This is a genomic window from Bifidobacterium sp. LH_230 (assembly GCF_056357555.1).
This window is the reverse complement of record NZ_JBKEWJ010000004.1, coordinates 22,209-36,951: the sequence shown is the minus strand read 5'-3', so window position 1 is coordinate 36,951 and position 14,743 is coordinate 22,209. Positions and strand designations below refer to the sequence as shown.

The window sequence follows — 14,743 nt, the reverse complement described above, 5'->3', positions numbered from 1 at the left end:
AACGTCGCCGATTATCTGACGCCCAGAATACCGGCATGTTACCTCAGCTCTGGCGTGTCGGCTTGCCATGTGAGATAATCCGCGCCGCCGCGGCGACGATCACATGACACAGGACGAACACGATGGCGGACAGCGCCAGCGCGACGGCGGTGGCGCTGATCTCTCGGCCGGTGGGCACCTCAAGCGCGAAGAAGCCCGCGACGAACGGGATCAGCATGCCGATGACGCCGGCGGACGCGAACGCGGCGACGAGGATGCCGCGCCACGAGTTGAGCGGCTGCGCGACGCGGGCGAGGACCAGCACGCCGAGCACGAACACGATGATCGCGTTCGTGGCGCGCAACGAGGCCAGATCGGCCGCATTCCCGATGTTCCAACCCATGATGGACGGCAGGAACCACGACGAGCACAGTACGGCCAGTGCGATCGCGAGCCCGCCGGGCAGGGCGAACCGGACGACGCGGTGCAGGAATCCGGGGATGTAGCGGCGCGTGTTCGGCGCGAGCGCGAGGATGAACGCCGGCATGCCGATCGTGAGCGCGCCTATGTAGGTGATGTGCCTGGGCAGGTACGGGAACGGGATGGCCGTGAGGACCACGCCGAGCGAGATGAGCGCCGAGTACACGGTTTTGACGAGGAACAGGCTGGCGACGCGTTCCATGTTGGCCATGACCTGACGGCCGCGGGCGACCACGTCTGGCAGGTGGCTGAATTTCGAGTCCACGAGCACGACTTGGGCGACGGCCTTGGTGGCGGGCGCCGCGTTGCCCATCGCGATGCCGAGATCGGCCTCCTTGATGGCGAGCGCGTCGTTGACGCCGTCGCCGGTCATCGCGACGACATGGTCGTCCAGATGCAGGGCCTGGACAATGGTCTTCTTCTGGTCGGGCAGGACGCGCCCGAGCACGTCGACGGTTTCGAGCGTGCGGGCCAGCTCGTTGATGTCGTTTGGCAGCTGACGCGCGTCCATCGCGACCGGCTTGCGATCGCCGGTGAGCTTGACCTTGGCGGCGATCGCGCCGACCGTGACCGGATTGTCGCCCGAGATGATGCGGCAGCGCACCCCCTGTTCGCGGAACCATGCGAGCGTGCCTTCGGCATCCGCACGGATCCGCTCCGCACACACCACCAGCCCCACCGGCCTCGCCTGCGCACTCACCTTCGGCTCAGAATTTCCGGATGTACCATCAGCATCACTGTTCACTGCCGTTATAAGGCTGGCGGAGCCTCGGCTCCCTCGGCTGAGGGAGCTGTCACGGCTGTGCCGTGACTGAGGGAGCGTACACCCGACCACCTCAGCAGCCGCCTTTGCGATCATGAGCACGCGGTTGCCGTCCTCGGCAAGCGCGTTCACCTGCGTGAGCACGCTCGTGTAATCCCCGTCGAGCGCGCCCAGCAGCACTTCCGGCGCGCCCATGTACCATGTCGCCCCGTCACCGTCCGTGATCGAACTCCACTTGCGCGCACTCGAGAACGGCACGCGCGCCGCAACCGACCCGGCCGTGAATCCTTCCCCGCGCAGTCCGGCGAGCACCGCCTGACCGGTGCCGTTCGGCTGTTCCTCGTTCGCGAGGTCGTACAGCGCCTGTTTCGCCGCCCGCCCGTCGCAGCCGGCACCGTCCAGCATCACCATGCGGTCGAACGCGATGCCGCCGTCGGTCACCGTGCCGGTCTTGTCGAGGTTCAGGCAGTCCACGCGGGCGAGCGTCTCCACGGACTCGAGTTCCTGCACGAGCGTGTCGTGCCGCGCCAATCGCATGGCGGCGATCGCGAAGTTGAGCGAGGTGAGCAGCACCAGTCCTTCCGGGATCATGCCGACCACGCCGGCCACGGCCGAGACGACCGCCTGCCGCCATGCACCGGTCGAGATCGCCGCCGACCAGCCGCCGACCGTGCTGATCTGCGACCAGACGAGCAGCGCGCACAACGGCACAACGAGGAACGTCATGAACTTGAGGATCGTGTTGATGCCCTTGTTAAGGTCGGACACGGTCTTCTTGTACACCTTGGCCTGTGCGGTCAGGCTGGCCGCGTACCCGTGCGCACCGACCGCGGTCACGCGCGTCAACGCCATGCCGGAGACGACGGCGGAGCCGGAGTACACCGCGTCGCCGCTCTTCTTGCGTACGGTGCGCGATTCGCCGGTGAGCATCGATTCGTCGAGTTCGATGCCGTAATCGTCCACGACTTCGGCGTCGGCGGGCACCTGGTCGCCGGAACGCAGCCACATGAGATCGTCGAGCACGATGCCGTCGTGAGCGACGGTCATATCCCGCCCGTCGCGGTGCACGACGTAGTTCGCGGCGACGAGGATGGACAGTTTGTCGAGCGTGCGCTTGGCCTTGAGTTCGGTGATGATGCCGATGCCGGTGTTGATGAGGATCACGAAGCCGAAGACCGCGTCCTTCCATGAGCCGGTGGCGAGCACCATGACCATCGCGGCGAGGATGATGCCGTTGAACAGCGTGAACACGTTGGCGCGCACGATATCGGCGACGGATCTGGATGTTGGGGTCTTGACCGTGTTGACGCGCCCGTCGGCGACGCGTTCGGCCACTTCGGCCTCGCTCAGACCGGTTTCGGATGTCTGCGGCATGGAAAGACTCGCGCTCATGCCCACCAGCCTACCGCGCCCGTCCGCCCTCACACTCATCCTGTGGACGGATGTCGTCACGAACCGCCGGAGAACATTACCCAGACGGTACTATTCACACCGTCGTGCGTTCGATTGCGGATGACGGCTTCGCCGCACAGTAAACCCAACCCGTCAGAGAAGCTCTTCCCTCCCCTTTCAGGGGAGGGTGCCCGCGATAGCGGGCGGGTTGGGGTACTCGCGGTCGCCAGACCGCCATCAACACGGCATCGCGCGCAGCGCGATTCATTACGGACGGTTCAGTTCGGTCGCGTTCATGGTGCTGACCATGATCTCGCGCTCGTGCGGCTTGTCGTCCATGATGTCGGCGAGCGCCTGTGCGATCGGCTGCGCGTCCGTCGCGCGGTCGTTGAGCGTCAGCGTGGCGGCGAACAACGTCGTGTCATCGGGCGTGTCGCTTGGGTTCAGCAATGCGACCGGAATGCCGGCGCCACGCGCCTGATGCAGCACGGTGTTCCAGTCATCGGCGTTGTCGGAGCCAAGCTGCAGACCGTCGACCACGATGACGGTCGCACGACGGTCGACCATGTCGGTCACGCCCCGCCGTGCGGTTTCGTCCGCATCGTTCACGTCGGAAACCGGTACGTACACGGCATCCACGCCGGCGGTATCGAACGCATCCAACGCCATCCGGTCGACGTCTTCGGTCTGTGCGCCGCCGACCAGACCGATGAGCATGTCCTGTTTGATCTTGCCGATGTGCGCGACCTCGGGATCGCTGTCCTGCGTGTCGCCGACCGCGCGGCCGGCCGGCTCGCATGCGGCCAGCGTCAGGCATGCGGATATACAGGCCAGTGCGGAGGTCAGTCGGCGGAACACGATTCGGTTCATACGCTCGATCCTACTGTATTCGCCGTATTCACGCGCGGCGGAACAGCGCCACCGTCTCGACGTGGTGGGTCATCGGATAGATGTCGAAGGCGCGCACGTCGGCCAGTTCGTAGCCGAGTTCGCGCAGCGTGCCGGCATCACGGCCCAGACTGGTCGGATCGCATGCGATGTAGATGATCGAACGTGCGCCGGATGCGGCCATCTGGCGGCAGACCTTAGCCCGGGCGCCGGCGCGCGGCGGGTCGAGCACGATCAGGTCGGGGTGCGCGAGATGCGCGGGCACGGTGGCGAGCGTCTTCGCCACGTCACCGCAGCGCGCGTCCACGTCGGTCAGGTTCATGTGCCGCAGGTTGCGCTGCGCGCTTTTGACGGCCGTGCGGCCTCCCTCGACGCTGAGCATGCGCGTGCGCGGCGTGACGAGCGTGGCCAACGGCAGCGTGAACAGGCCGGAGCCCGAGTACAGGTCCCAGATGCAGGCGGACGGTTGGTCGCCGATCTCCTGCCGGGCTAGGGATATGACATGGTTCGGCAATGCGACCGGCGCCTGGCGGTGGATCTGCCAGAAGCCGTTCGCGTCGACCGTATATTCGAACGTGGTGCCGGCGATGTCGGTGCGTTCGACGAGCCGCTGGCTGCCGGAACGCAGTTCGCCGTCGACGAGCACGGCGTAATTATCGGTACCGTCGTCCGCCGCGGATGAGGAACGCGGTTCGGGTATGGACAGACGGATCTGCGACCCCGGTTCGAAGCCGCCGTTCCAGATGTGCTCGCGTTCGGCCACGGCGAGCAGCGTCTTGGTCGCGAGCGGCATGGTGTCGATCGGCACGCGCACGTGCGAGCCGCGCCGGCGCATCGAGGGAAGGCCGTTGTCGTCGGCGATCATCTCGATGCGGGTGCGCCAATGGAATCCGCCGAGCGCCTCGTCTCCGTCCATGCGTTCGATCGGCACGGGCACGTCGACGTGGCCGAGCCGGCTGAGCTGTTCGGATACGGTGACGGCCTTCCATCGCAGTTGGCCGGGCAGGCTCACGTGCACGAGGTCGGCGCCGCCCACGCCGCCGCCCATCGCAAGGGGGCCGGCGAGCGGCCATGCGGGGGTCACGCGGTCCTCGCTCGGCTCGATGACCTCGCTGACCTCGCCGGTCCAGAACCGGTCGTCGCGATCGTGCGGCTCGTCCAACGTCACGCGCACGAGCTCGCCGGGCAAGGCGAAGCGTACGAACACGACGCGTCCGTCGATATGGCCGACGCAGCGGCCCTGATCGGCGTAGCGTTCGATGCGCACCTGAACGTCCATCAAGTGATACTCCTTGCGATCTGGTTTCCGGTACGTGGGAAAACCGATTTACTGGTTGTCGGCCTGTGCGGCGGCCTTGGCCTTGTGCCGGTGCAGCGGCGTGGCGATGATGAGGTACGACACCCAGATCGCCAACGCCCAGAACGGGATGCCCATGAGCAGTCTCGCCGTGCCGAGCAGCGCCACGTGATCGGTCAGGTAGAGCGGGACTTGTACGAGCAGGCGAAGCGCGAACACGCCGATCCACAATGCGGTCACGATCATGTACGCGCGTTTGAGGTCTCGGTCGTGCATCCAGTCGTCGAACCATGCCTTGAAATGCTCGGTGGGCAGGGACCGGATGAACTCGACCATGAGGCCGAGTCCGGGCACGCGCACGATCAGTGACAGCGTGAGCAGCACCAGATACACGGAGTTCGAGATGAAGCCGAACATGTAGTAGTTGCGGGCCTCATGGCTTTTCCATGCCCAGATCAGGCAGATGCCGACCGCGATCAGGCCGCTTAGCGCGCCCATCGCGGACTGGCGTTGCACGAGCCTGACGATCACTTGGATCACGGCCAGCGCGGCGGAGACGGCGATGGTGAGGTTCAGGTTGCTGGTGACGATGAACATCACGACGAACACGACGCCGGGCAGCATCGATTCGACGACGCCGCGCGGGCCACCGATCGCGTCGATGACGGAGAAGTCACCGCCGTCGCCAGCGGCCGCGAGCGACGCCATGCCGGTGCGTTTCTTCTGGTTCTCTTCGGCCATATCGGCTGATGCGGTCCGTCAGCGGACTTCGGAGAACATCGGGCCGCGCGACAGCGTGGTCTTGACCTCGACCTGCTGGTCGGAGTCGAACGGGCCGTCGGGCTGGTTCGGAATGTCCTTGAGGTGCTCCTTGCCTTCCGACTCCCCCGCGGCGGCCTTGCGTTCGGCCGGGGCGACCGGCGGGTGCATCGGGATCAGGTCGCGCGGCGCGAGCGGCTCCTCGCCGCGGTCCACGACGACGTCCGCGAAGAACTTGTTGAGCGCGATCGTCTCGTCGGCGTTCGGATCGTTCGCGGCCGTGCCGGAGAAGATGCCGCGCAGCATCCAGCGCGGGCCGTCCACGCCGACGATGCGGGTGTTGAGCACCTTGCCGCCCTTGAGCTGGACCGGCAGCTTGATCTCGGTGCCGAACACGCCCGGCTGTTCGGTCGCGCCCTTGTTGGCGGCGATCAGGTCGGCGCGCACGTCGTCCCACAGGCCGGCGCTCTTCGGCGCGGCGAACGCCTCGATCTCGAGGCTGGACGAACCGTAGGAGATGGTGGAGCCGAGGATCTGCTGGTCGGCGCGGCTGGCCTTGAGCCGCAGCATCAGGCCCTGCAGGTACGGCAGGTAGTAGGCGCCGAGGTCGAGGTGCATGTCGTAGTCGATCACGTCCTCGTCGTTGACGTCCCACGGGCCGTATTCCTCGCCGCGCCCCTCGTATTCGCTGACGATCTCGGTCGGGTAATGCTCTTCGACGGTCTCGGCCGTATCCTCGGCCGTCGTCTCGTCGGAGACGTTCTCGACGTCGTCGTTGGTCTTCTCGGCCTCGCGCTCAGCGGCATCCTCGTCCTGATGCTTCTTCTTGCCGAATCCAAACAGTCCCATTGGTGTTCCTCGTTTCGTTATGCGGTTGCAACCTCGACTAGCGTAGCACTACGCCTTGTGATTGGCTGGGAGGGGGCGGCATCGGATCAGATAGCGGTGGGCGTAGCTCACACGTCGTATGTGATCGTCAGCGGCGCGTGGTCGGACCATCGTGCGTCGTAGGTGGGCGCCTTGTCGATCACGAATCCGCGTGCCGTTTCGGCCAGTTCGGGCGTGGCGAACTGGTAGTCGATGCGCCAGCCGACGTTGTTGTCGAACGCGCGGCCGCGCTGGCTCCACCATGTGTATGGGCCTTGGATGTCGCCGGCGAGGTCGCGCATCACGTCCACGAACTCGTATTCGTTCAGCCATCGGTCGACGTAGGCGCGCTCTTCGGGCAGGAATCCGGCGTGCTTCTCGTTGGCCTTGGCGTTCTTGATGTCGAGCGGCGTGTGCGCGATGTTGAAGTCGCCGCACAATACGGCCTGTTTGCCGCCGTGCGCCGCCTCGTCGCGCAGCTGGCCCATGCGCACGAGCATCGTGTCGAGGAAGCGGTACTTCTGTTCCATCTTCACCGGGTCGTCGGTGTTGCCGGCGTGCACGTACACGCATGCGACGGTGATCTCGTAGCCTTGCGGCGTACGGATGTCCGCTTCGATCCAACGTCCGGAGTCGACGTCCTCGTCGAGTCCCGGCAGTCCGTACCGGCGTGCGACGACCGGCAGGTCGGACAGCAGCGCGACGCCGGCGCGGCCTTTGACCCGGCAGATCTCGTTCATCGAGGTCAGTTCGGCAGGATCGGACACGGCCCCGGCGGTGGCGTATTCGAAGCCGAATCCGCCGATGATGCGGTCGATGTCGGGCTGCGGGGCGCGCACCTCCTGCATGCACCAGATGTCGGGGGTGTTGCGGCCGGCCCAGTCGGCGATGCCTTTGCGTTCGGCGGCGCGGATGCCGTTGACGTTCGATGTGGTGATGGTGATGGTCATGCGGCTCATGATACACGCTGATGCACGCCGTGCAACGAAAAAGGCTCCCCTCGCGTGAGGGGAGCCATAGGCAAGGCGATCAGGCCGGACCGAACGGATCAGTCCAGACCGAGCTTGAGCTTGCCGCCCGGGATCGCGTCGAGCAGATCCTTGGTGTACTGCATCTTCGGGTGCGCGAACACCTCGTCGGTGGTGGCGTGCTCCACGAGCTTGCCGTGCTGCATCACCACGACCTCGTCGGCGATCTGGCGGACGACGGCCAGATCGTGGGTGATGAACAGGTAGCTCAGGCCCTGCTCGGCCTGCAGGTCGTTGAGCAGGTGGAGCACCTGGTCCTGCACGAGCACGTCGAGGGCGGACACGGCCTCGTCGCACACGATCACGTCCGGGTTGAGGGCCATCGCTCGCGCGATCGCGATGCGCTGGCGCTGGCCGCCGGACAGCTCGTTCGGGTAGCGGGTCATCACGGATTCGGGCATCTCGACCATGTCGAGCAGCTCGCGCACGCGCTTGGCGCGGCTCTTCGCGTCGCCGATCTTGTGGATGCGCAGCGGCTCCTCGATCGAACGGTAGATCGAATACATCGGGTCGAGCGAGCCGTACGGGTTCTGGAACACCGGCTGGACGTGACGGCGGAAGTCGAGCAGCTCCTTGCCTTTGAAGCCGGAGATGTCCTTGCCTTCGTAGGTCACGGTGCCGGCGGTCGGTTCGAGGAGCTTCAACACCATGTTCGCCACGGTGGACTTGCCCGAACCGGACTCGCCCACGATGGCCAGCGTGGAGCCGCGCTTGACGGAGAACGAGACGTCGTCGACGGCCTTGAACATCTCCTTCTTGCGCGGGAGCTTGAATTCCTTGGTCAGGTGGTCGACGGTGATGATGTTCTCGCTCTTTTCGAGCGTGTCCTCGCCGACGACGCGGTGTTCGAGCAGCGCGTCCGCGTTCTCGCCGCGCTCGTGCGCGGAGATGATGCGCTGGGAGGCGAGCGACGGGGCCGCGGCCACGAGGCGCTTGGTGTACGGGTGCTGCGGGTGCTGGAGCACTTCGAGCGACGGGCCGGATTCGACGACCTGGCCCTTGTACATCACGACGATGTGCTGGGCGCGTTCGGCGGCCAGACCCAGATCGTGGGTGATGAACAGCACGGCGGTGCCCAGCGAGTCGGTCAGGTAGTGTAGGTGGTCGAGGATCTTCTTCTGCACGGTCACGTCGAGCGCGGAGGTCGGCTCGTCGGCGATGAGCAGCTCCGGGCGGCACGCCAGACCGATGGCGATGAGCGCGCGCTGGCGCATGCCGCCGGAGAACTCGTGCGGGTACTGGCGTGCACGGGTGGCCGCATCGGGTAGACCGGCCTCGGACAGGAGGCCCGCGATGCGGTCGTTGAGCGTGGAGCCGGTGACGTGCTTCTTGGCGATGACCCATGCGTCGTCGTCCTTCACGCCGGCCTTGATGAGGTCGTCGGCCACGCGCCAGCGGGTTTCGGAACCCGGCACCCACGCGTCCTTGAACGCCTTCATGAACTCGTCGGCCTTCTCGCCGGTCACGCCGATCTTGGCGAGCGCGTCCTTGGCGGCATCGAGCAGCGCGGGCAGTTCGGCCGAGCCGATGAACGTCTCGTCGTCGTTCGACTTGACGGCGACCTCGTCGCCGGCCAGCGCCTTCGCCAAGGCGGAGCGCTTCTCGTGCGCCACGTCCATGCCGTTGGCCTTGAGCGCCTCCTTGACCTGCGTGCCGATGCGGTACACCGGGTTGAGGTTGCTCATCGGGTCCTGCGGGACGAGGCCCATCTTGGTGCCGCGCAGCTTGTCGAACTCCTTGGGCTTGAGCCCCGCGATCTCCTGGCCGTCGAGCTTGATGGAGCCGCCGACCACGTGGCCGGTGCCCGGCAGCAGGCCGAGCACGGCCATGGCGGAGGTGGACTTGCCGGAGCCGGATTCGCCCACGATGGCCACCCACTGGCCGGGGTAGACGCTGAAGGAGGAGTCGCGCACGGCGTGCACGGCGCGGTTGTCGTCGGTGGTGAAGTCGACCTTGAGGTCCTTGACTTCGAGCAGCGGGCCCTGGGCCTTCTGCATCTCGACGAGCTTCTCGTTGCTATTCGTAGTTTCCATGTCACTCATCCTTCGAGACTCAGGCCGTACGGCTCTTCGGATCGATGGCGTCCTTGACGGCGTCGCCCATCATGATGAAGCTCAGCACGGTGATGGCCAGCGCCACGGACGGGTAGAACAGCACCATCGGGTTGGTCATCAGGTTGGTCTGCGCCTGGGAGATGTCGCCGCCCCAGCTGACGGTGGTGGTCGGCAGGCCGATGCCGAGGAAGCTCAGCGTCGCCTCGGACACGATGTAGGAGCCGAGGGAGGTGGTGCCGATCACGATGATCGGGGCCATCGCGTTGGGGATGATGTGGCTGAACAGGTTGCGCATCGGCGTGGAGCCGAGCGCGGTGGAGGCGGTGTTGAACTCGAGGTTCTTGGCCTCCATCACCGAGCCGCGGGCGATACGCGCGGTGGACACCCAGCCGAACAGGGCGAGCACGAGCACGACCTTCCAGATGGAGCTGTTGGTGCGGAACATCTGCAGCACGACGATGGCGCCGAGCAGGAACGGGATCGCGTAGAAGATGTCGATGATACGGCTCAGCAGGGCGTCGACCCATCCGCCGAAGAAGCCGGCGACCGCGCCGATGAGCGTGCCGACGAGCACGACGATCAGCGTGGACAGGATGCCGACGGACAGCGAGGTGCGCGTGCCGTACACGGTGCGGGCGAACACGTCGCAGCCCTGGAAGTCGTAGCCGAACGGATGGCCCGGCTCCGGGTCGCCCAGCGAGTTGTCGAGGTTGCAGTAGTTCGGGTCGATCTTCGTGAACACGCCCGGGAACAGCGCGACGAACACGATGAAGATGATGAGGATGCCCGAGACGATGAACAGCGGGTTCTTGCGCAGCGTGCGCCACGCGTCGGCCCACATGCTCGAGGCCGGTGCGGATTCGTCGACCTTGTCGACGTCCTGCAGCGGGGTCTCCTCGATCGGGGCGACGTAACGCTCCTGGCCGGGCAGCACTACGGTTTGGGAGAAGGTCTTGGTTTCGTCAGTCATGATGCTTGTCCTCCTCTCGATCACGCGTAACGAATGCGCGGGTCAAGGGCCGCGTACAGCAGGTCGACGATCAGGTTGCAGATCACGAAGATCAGCAGCAGCAGGGTCACGATGGACACCACGAGGTTGCCTTCGCCCTTGAGGATGCTCTGGTAGGTCAGGAAGCCGACGCCGTGGATGTTGAAGATCTGTTCGGAGATCATCGCGCCGCCCATGAGCGCGCCGAGGTCCTGGCCGAGGTAGGTGACGACCGGGATGAGCGAGTTGCGCAGGACGTGGCGCACCATGACGGACATGTTGCTCATGCCCTTGGCGCGCGCGGTGCGCACGTAGTCCTCGGCGATGTTCGAGGAGATCTCGGAACGGGCGAGGCGGATGATGTAGGCCATCGACACGGAGCCGAGGACCATCGCCGGGAACAGCAGGTCGAAGAAGCCCGGGTCGGAACCGGCAGTGACGGGGATGAGGCTCCACTCGACGCCGAGGAAGTACTGGCCGGCGAAGCCGGTCACGAAGGTCGGCACGGAGATGAGCAGCAGGGAGATGAGCAGGATGACGGTGTCATACCACTTGCCCTTGTTCAGACCGGAGATGATGCCGAAGATGATGCCGAAGATCGCTTCGAAGCAGAAGGCCATGATGCCGAGCCTGATGGTTACCGGGAACGCACGGGCGATCTCGTCGATGACCGGCTGGCCGGCGAACGTGTTGCCGAAGTTCAGCGTGAGCGCGTTCTTGAGGAACAGCAGGTACTGAATGATGAATGGCTTGTCGAGGTTGTATTCGGCGCGGATCTGGGCGGCGACCGCTTCATTGACCGGCTTGTCACCGAACATCGCCTTGACCGGATCGCCCGGCAACGCGAAGACGAGTGCATAGACCAGCAGCGTCGCGCCGAGAACCACGGGGATCATCTGCAGGATACGACGCAGAAGATATTTACCCATCGGTTTCTCCTTATTCTTATGGATCGGCCGTGATAACGGAAAACGCCGGAAAGGCATGGGAAAGATACCCGGCCGATCGCCAAGTACCTCGTTAGTCTACCTTATGGATCGACTTGAATGTTTCGTAAGGATGACGTGAAGATGAAATACGCCATCCGCATGTATCTATATATAAGGAACGGGGAACGGAATCGCTTCCGTTCCCCGTCTCACTACGTGGTCAGTTCGACCGTGCTCTCAGTCAGATCACTCGGACTTGAGGGTGATGTTCTCGTACATCGGGACGTTCTGCCAGTTGAGCTCCAGGCCCTCGACGTTCAGCGAGGCGACCGCGACGGCGTTGGAGTAGTACAGCGGGATGGACGGCAGGTCGTTGAGCAGGATCTCCTGAGCCTGCTGGTAGATCTTGTTCGCATCCTCGGTGGAGGTGGCGGCGTACGCCTTGGTCATCAGGGCGTCGAACTCCTTGTTCTTGTAGTCGCCGTCGTTCGAGCCCTTGCCATCGGCAGCGGCGGAATCGTACAGCTGGTACAGGAAGTTCTCGGCGGACGGGTAGTCCGGCTGCCAGCCGGTACGGAACGCGCCCTTGATCTGACGATCGGTGACGGCGTTACGGAACTCCTGGAAGGTCGGCATCGGGTTGGTGGCGACGTCGATGCCCAGGTTGTTCTTCAGCTGGTTGACAATGGCGTCGTAGATCGGCTTGGCACCGCCGTCCGCGTTGTACGCGAAGGTGAGCTGGCCGGTGTACTTGGAGATCTTGTCGGCCTTGGCCCACAGTTCCTTGGCGGCGGCCGCGTCGAACTTCAGGTTGTCGACGCCCTTGAGGGAGTCGGAGTAGCCCGGGATGAGCGGGGAGGTGAAGTCGACGGCCGGGGTGCCGATGCCGTTGAGGACCTTGTCCGTCAGCTGCTCGCGGTTGATGGCCTTGGAGATGGCCTGACGACGCAGCTGGCCTTCCTCGGTGGTCACGTCGAAGTGCTCGAGGTTGGACGGGATGGTGAAGGTCTGGGAGACGGAGCCGGCCTTGTTGTAGGCCTGCAGCTTCTTGTTCTTCTCGAAAGTCTTGGTGGCGGAGGCCGGGACGGACTGCATCACGTTCAGGTTGCCGGACTGGACGTCGGCGTACTGCGCGTCGTCGTCGGTGTAGATCTTGAAGGTGATGCCGTCGTTCTTGGCGGCGTCGTTACCCTTGTAGTCGTCGTTCTTGACGATCTTGATTTCCTTGTTATGGTCCCAGGACTCGAACTTGTACGGACCGTTGCCGACCGGCTTCTCGCCGAAGGCCTTCGGGTCCTTCCAGAAGGATTCCGGCAGCGGGGCGAACGCGGAGTAGCCGACCTTGATCGGGAAGGTCGCGTCGGGCTGGTTCAGGTCGACGACGAAGGTGGTGTCGTCCTTGACCGTCAGGCCGGACAGCTGCTCGTCGCCCTTGAGCTTGTCGGCGTTCTGCAGCTCGTCGAAGCCCTTGATGGTCGAGAAGAAGGAGGAGGACTTCTGCGCGTTCTTGGCGTTCGCGCCGTAGGACCAGGCCTTGGTGAAGGACTCGGCGGTGACCGGCGTGCCGTCGGTGAACTTCCAGCCGGACTTCAGCTTGATGGTGTACTGGGAGGCGTCGTCGTTCGGGGTGATGGACTCGGCGACCTCGTTCTGCGCGTTGCCCTTGGCGTCGAAGGACACCAGGCGGGAGAACAGCAGGTCGATGACCACGCCGCCGCCGGTCTCGTTGGTGTTGGTCGGGACGAGCGGGTTCTGCGGTTCGGAATCACCGGCGGTGATGATCATCTTGCCGCCGTTGGCAGTGTTGTTGGCGGCGTTGTTGGAAGAGCCGCAGCCGCTCAGCAGCATGGCCAGAGAGCAGGCGGCAGCCGCGAAAGCAAGAGCTTTCTTCTTCATGAATTTCTCCTATTCCATTGATGGGCCGGGCCGTGGCCCGTCTGCGAAGCGTCTGCTTGGATGCGTCGCACGGCGGTCGGACCGACTTACGCAAAGAGGTTGACCATCCATCCGTCGAGCCCAATCGGCCCGGCTTCCCGGATCGGCCAACCCCTTTGCTGATCAATCCTCATTGTGTCCCATATTTCCGACATGTGCCAGTTTGTTGTCCGTAACGTGGAATGACGCCGATCTTAACGATCTCACCGTTCCCGTTATCGCTAATCATCCTACGAATTGTAAGGTTTCTTTCATGTTCGACCGATATGCTACGTGTTTTCGACTTGTCATTCGCGCGACGAAAATCGTCATTCGTGTTACATCCACGTTAACTCTGTGCGGGATGCATGGGATCACGCCCGGGGGAACGCCTGCGCATACCGGGCCTTCAACTGTTCGATCGACACATGCGTGTATCGCTGCGTGGTTTTGAGCGAGGAGTGTCCCAGCATCTCCTGCACCTCGCGCAGATCCGCTCCCCCGTCGAGCATGTGCGTGGCGGCGCTGTGGCGCAAGGCGTGCGGGCTGATGTCCGGCACGCCGGCCGCCTGGGCGTGACGATGCACGGCATCGCGCACGATCCGCTGGTCGATTCGTCCTCCCCGGGCACCCACGAACAGTGCGGCTGCGCGAGGGACGGCCAGCACCGGCCGTCCCTCGCGCAGCCAGTCATCCATCATCTCCGCCGCGGGACCGCCGAACGGCACCACGCGCTGCTTGTTGCCCTTGCCGGTGACCTTCACCGTGCGGTTCGAGAAATCCACGTCACATACGTCCAGTCCGGTCAGCTCGGCCACACGCATGCCGGTCGCATACAGCAGTTCCATCATCGCCGCGTCGCGCAGCTGGACCGCACGCCGCCGCATCCCGCGTCCCATCCGGTCAGCCGACCGGTCTTGCTCCCTCCCGTCGGCATTCTTCGGCACCGACCGGGCTTCGTCATCGACCTCGTCCATCAGTCGTTCGGCCTGCGCTTCGGTGAGCACTGCCGGCAATGTGTCGGGAATCTTCGGCGTCATGATCACCGCCGCCGGATCGGCCGGCATACGCCCGTGTTCGTGCGCCCACGCGAAGAATCCGCGCACGGCCACAACCTTGCGCGCCATGCTGGAACGGGCGTGCGTGCGCGACTCATGCGCCATCCACGAACGCAGATCGTCGGTCGTGATCTCCCCCAGATCGTCGATGCCACGCAATGCGAGCGTGTGCAGACACGAGCCGACATCGGCACGATACGCTGTGAGCGTATTCGCGCTCAACCCCTTGTTGGCCTTGAGATAGGCGAGGAAATCGGCCAGCTCGTCGTCGAATGCCATCGCTGTCCTCCCCCAATCGCCATACCAGACTCCTTATACACTATGCATAGCATCATCGACGGGAAACG

Annotated in this window: 11 protein-coding genes; all 11 read right to left on the bottom strand. The window is 64.6% G+C overall.

Going from position 1 to position 14,743, the window contains the following annotated elements; all coding sequences use genetic code 11:
- Positions 1-43 precede the first annotated feature (43 nt).
- The 11 genes from AC1A0G_RS02985 to AC1A0G_RS02935 all read right to left on the bottom strand — a co-directional run bounded on the left by AC1A0G_RS02985 (position 44) and on the right by AC1A0G_RS02935 (position 14,675).
- The gene (locus tag AC1A0G_RS02985; protein ID WP_476527380.1) at positions 44-2,614 is read right to left on the bottom strand and encodes an HAD-IC family P-type ATPase; all 2,571 of its coding nucleotides are present in this window, start codon (positions 2,612-2,614) and stop codon (positions 44-46) included.
- A gap of 267 nt (positions 2,615-2,881) precedes the next feature.
- Positions 2,882-3,484, bottom strand: a complete 603-nt coding sequence (locus AC1A0G_RS02980) for a sugar ABC transporter substrate-binding protein (protein ID WP_476527379.1) — start codon at positions 3,482-3,484, stop codon at positions 2,882-2,884.
- 28 nt (positions 3,485-3,512) lie between these two features.
- Positions 3,513-4,781, bottom strand: coding sequence for a class I SAM-dependent RNA methyltransferase (locus AC1A0G_RS02975; RefSeq protein ID WP_476527501.1), 1,269 nt, complete (start codon positions 4,779-4,781; stop codon positions 3,513-3,515).
- Positions 4,782-4,829: 48 nt separating this feature from the next.
- Positions 4,830-5,540 (bottom strand): DUF3159 domain-containing protein, encoded by a 711-nt coding sequence (locus AC1A0G_RS02970; RefSeq protein WP_476527377.1) that lies wholly within the window; start codon positions 5,538-5,540, stop codon positions 4,830-4,832.
- Between the two features lie 18 nt (positions 5,541-5,558).
- Complete coding sequence (locus AC1A0G_RS02965; protein ID WP_476527375.1) at positions 5,559-6,407, bottom strand: DUF3710 domain-containing protein; 849 nt, start codon at positions 6,405-6,407, stop codon at positions 5,559-5,561.
- 107 nt (positions 6,408-6,514) lie between these two features.
- Positions 6,515-7,375 (bottom strand): exodeoxyribonuclease III, encoded by an 861-nt coding sequence (locus tag AC1A0G_RS02960; RefSeq protein WP_476527499.1) that lies wholly within the window; start codon positions 7,373-7,375, stop codon positions 6,515-6,517.
- A 98-nt stretch (positions 7,376-7,473) separates the two neighbouring features.
- Positions 7,474-9,486 carry a dipeptide ABC transporter ATP-binding protein gene (locus AC1A0G_RS02955; RefSeq protein WP_476527373.1) on the bottom strand — a complete coding sequence of 671 codons (2,013 nt, stop codon included), beginning with the start codon at positions 9,484-9,486 and terminating at the stop codon, positions 7,474-7,476.
- Positions 9,487-9,505: 19 nt separating this feature from the next.
- Positions 9,506-10,477 (bottom strand): ABC transporter permease, encoded by a 972-nt coding sequence (locus AC1A0G_RS02950; protein WP_476527371.1) that lies wholly within the window; start codon positions 10,475-10,477, stop codon positions 9,506-9,508.
- A gap of 20 nt (positions 10,478-10,497) precedes the next feature.
- A complete protein-coding gene (locus AC1A0G_RS02945) occupies positions 10,498-11,424 on the bottom strand; it encodes an ABC transporter permease (RefSeq protein WP_214372889.1) in 927 nt (308 codons plus the stop codon).
- A 246-nt stretch (positions 11,425-11,670) separates the two neighbouring features.
- The gene (locus AC1A0G_RS02940) at positions 11,671-13,320 is read right to left on the bottom strand and encodes a peptide ABC transporter substrate-binding protein (protein ID WP_476527369.1); all 1,650 of its coding nucleotides are present in this window, start codon (positions 13,318-13,320) and stop codon (positions 11,671-11,673) included.
- Between the two features lie 392 nt (positions 13,321-13,712).
- Entirely contained in the window at positions 13,713-14,675 is a 963-nt protein-coding gene (locus AC1A0G_RS02935) for a tyrosine recombinase XerC (RefSeq protein ID WP_476527368.1), read from the bottom strand.
- Positions 14,676-14,743: the final 68 nt, after the last annotated feature.

Coding starts and splice junctions, on each gene's coding strand:
- AC1A0G_RS02950 (WP_476527371.1), bottom strand. CDS start 10,477: ATGACTGACGAAACCAAGACCTTCTCCCAAACCGTAGTGCTGCCCGGC.
- AC1A0G_RS02965 (WP_476527375.1), bottom strand. CDS start 6,407: ATGGGACTGTTTGGATTCGGCAAGAAGAAGCATCAGGACGAGGATGCC.
- AC1A0G_RS02945 (WP_214372889.1), bottom strand. CDS start 11,424: ATGGGTAAATATCTTCTGCGTCGTATCCTGCAGATGATCCCCGTGGTT.
- AC1A0G_RS02980 (WP_476527379.1), bottom strand. CDS start 3,484: ATGAACCGAATCGTGTTCCGCCGACTGACCTCCGCACTGGCCTGTATA.
- AC1A0G_RS02970 (WP_476527377.1), bottom strand. CDS start 5,540: ATGGCCGAAGAGAACCAGAAGAAACGCACCGGCATGGCGTCGCTCGCG.
- AC1A0G_RS02940 (WP_476527369.1), bottom strand. CDS start 13,320: ATGAAGAAGAAAGCTCTTGCTTTCGCGGCTGCCGCCTGCTCTCTGGCC.
- AC1A0G_RS02960 (WP_476527499.1), bottom strand. CDS start 7,375: ATGACCATCACCATCACCACATCGAACGTCAACGGCATCCGCGCCGCC.
- AC1A0G_RS02985 (WP_476527380.1), bottom strand. CDS start 2,614: ATGAGCGCGAGTCTTTCCATGCCGCAGACATCCGAAACCGGTCTGAGC.
- AC1A0G_RS02955 (WP_476527373.1), bottom strand. CDS start 9,486: ATGGAAACTACGAATAGCAACGAGAAGCTCGTCGAGATGCAGAAGGCC.
- AC1A0G_RS02975 (WP_476527501.1), bottom strand. CDS start 4,781: ATGGACGTTCAGGTGCGCATCGAACGCTACGCCGATCAGGGCCGCTGC.
- AC1A0G_RS02935 (WP_476527368.1), bottom strand. CDS start 14,675: ATGGCATTCGACGACGAGCTGGCCGATTTCCTCGCCTATCTCAAGGCC.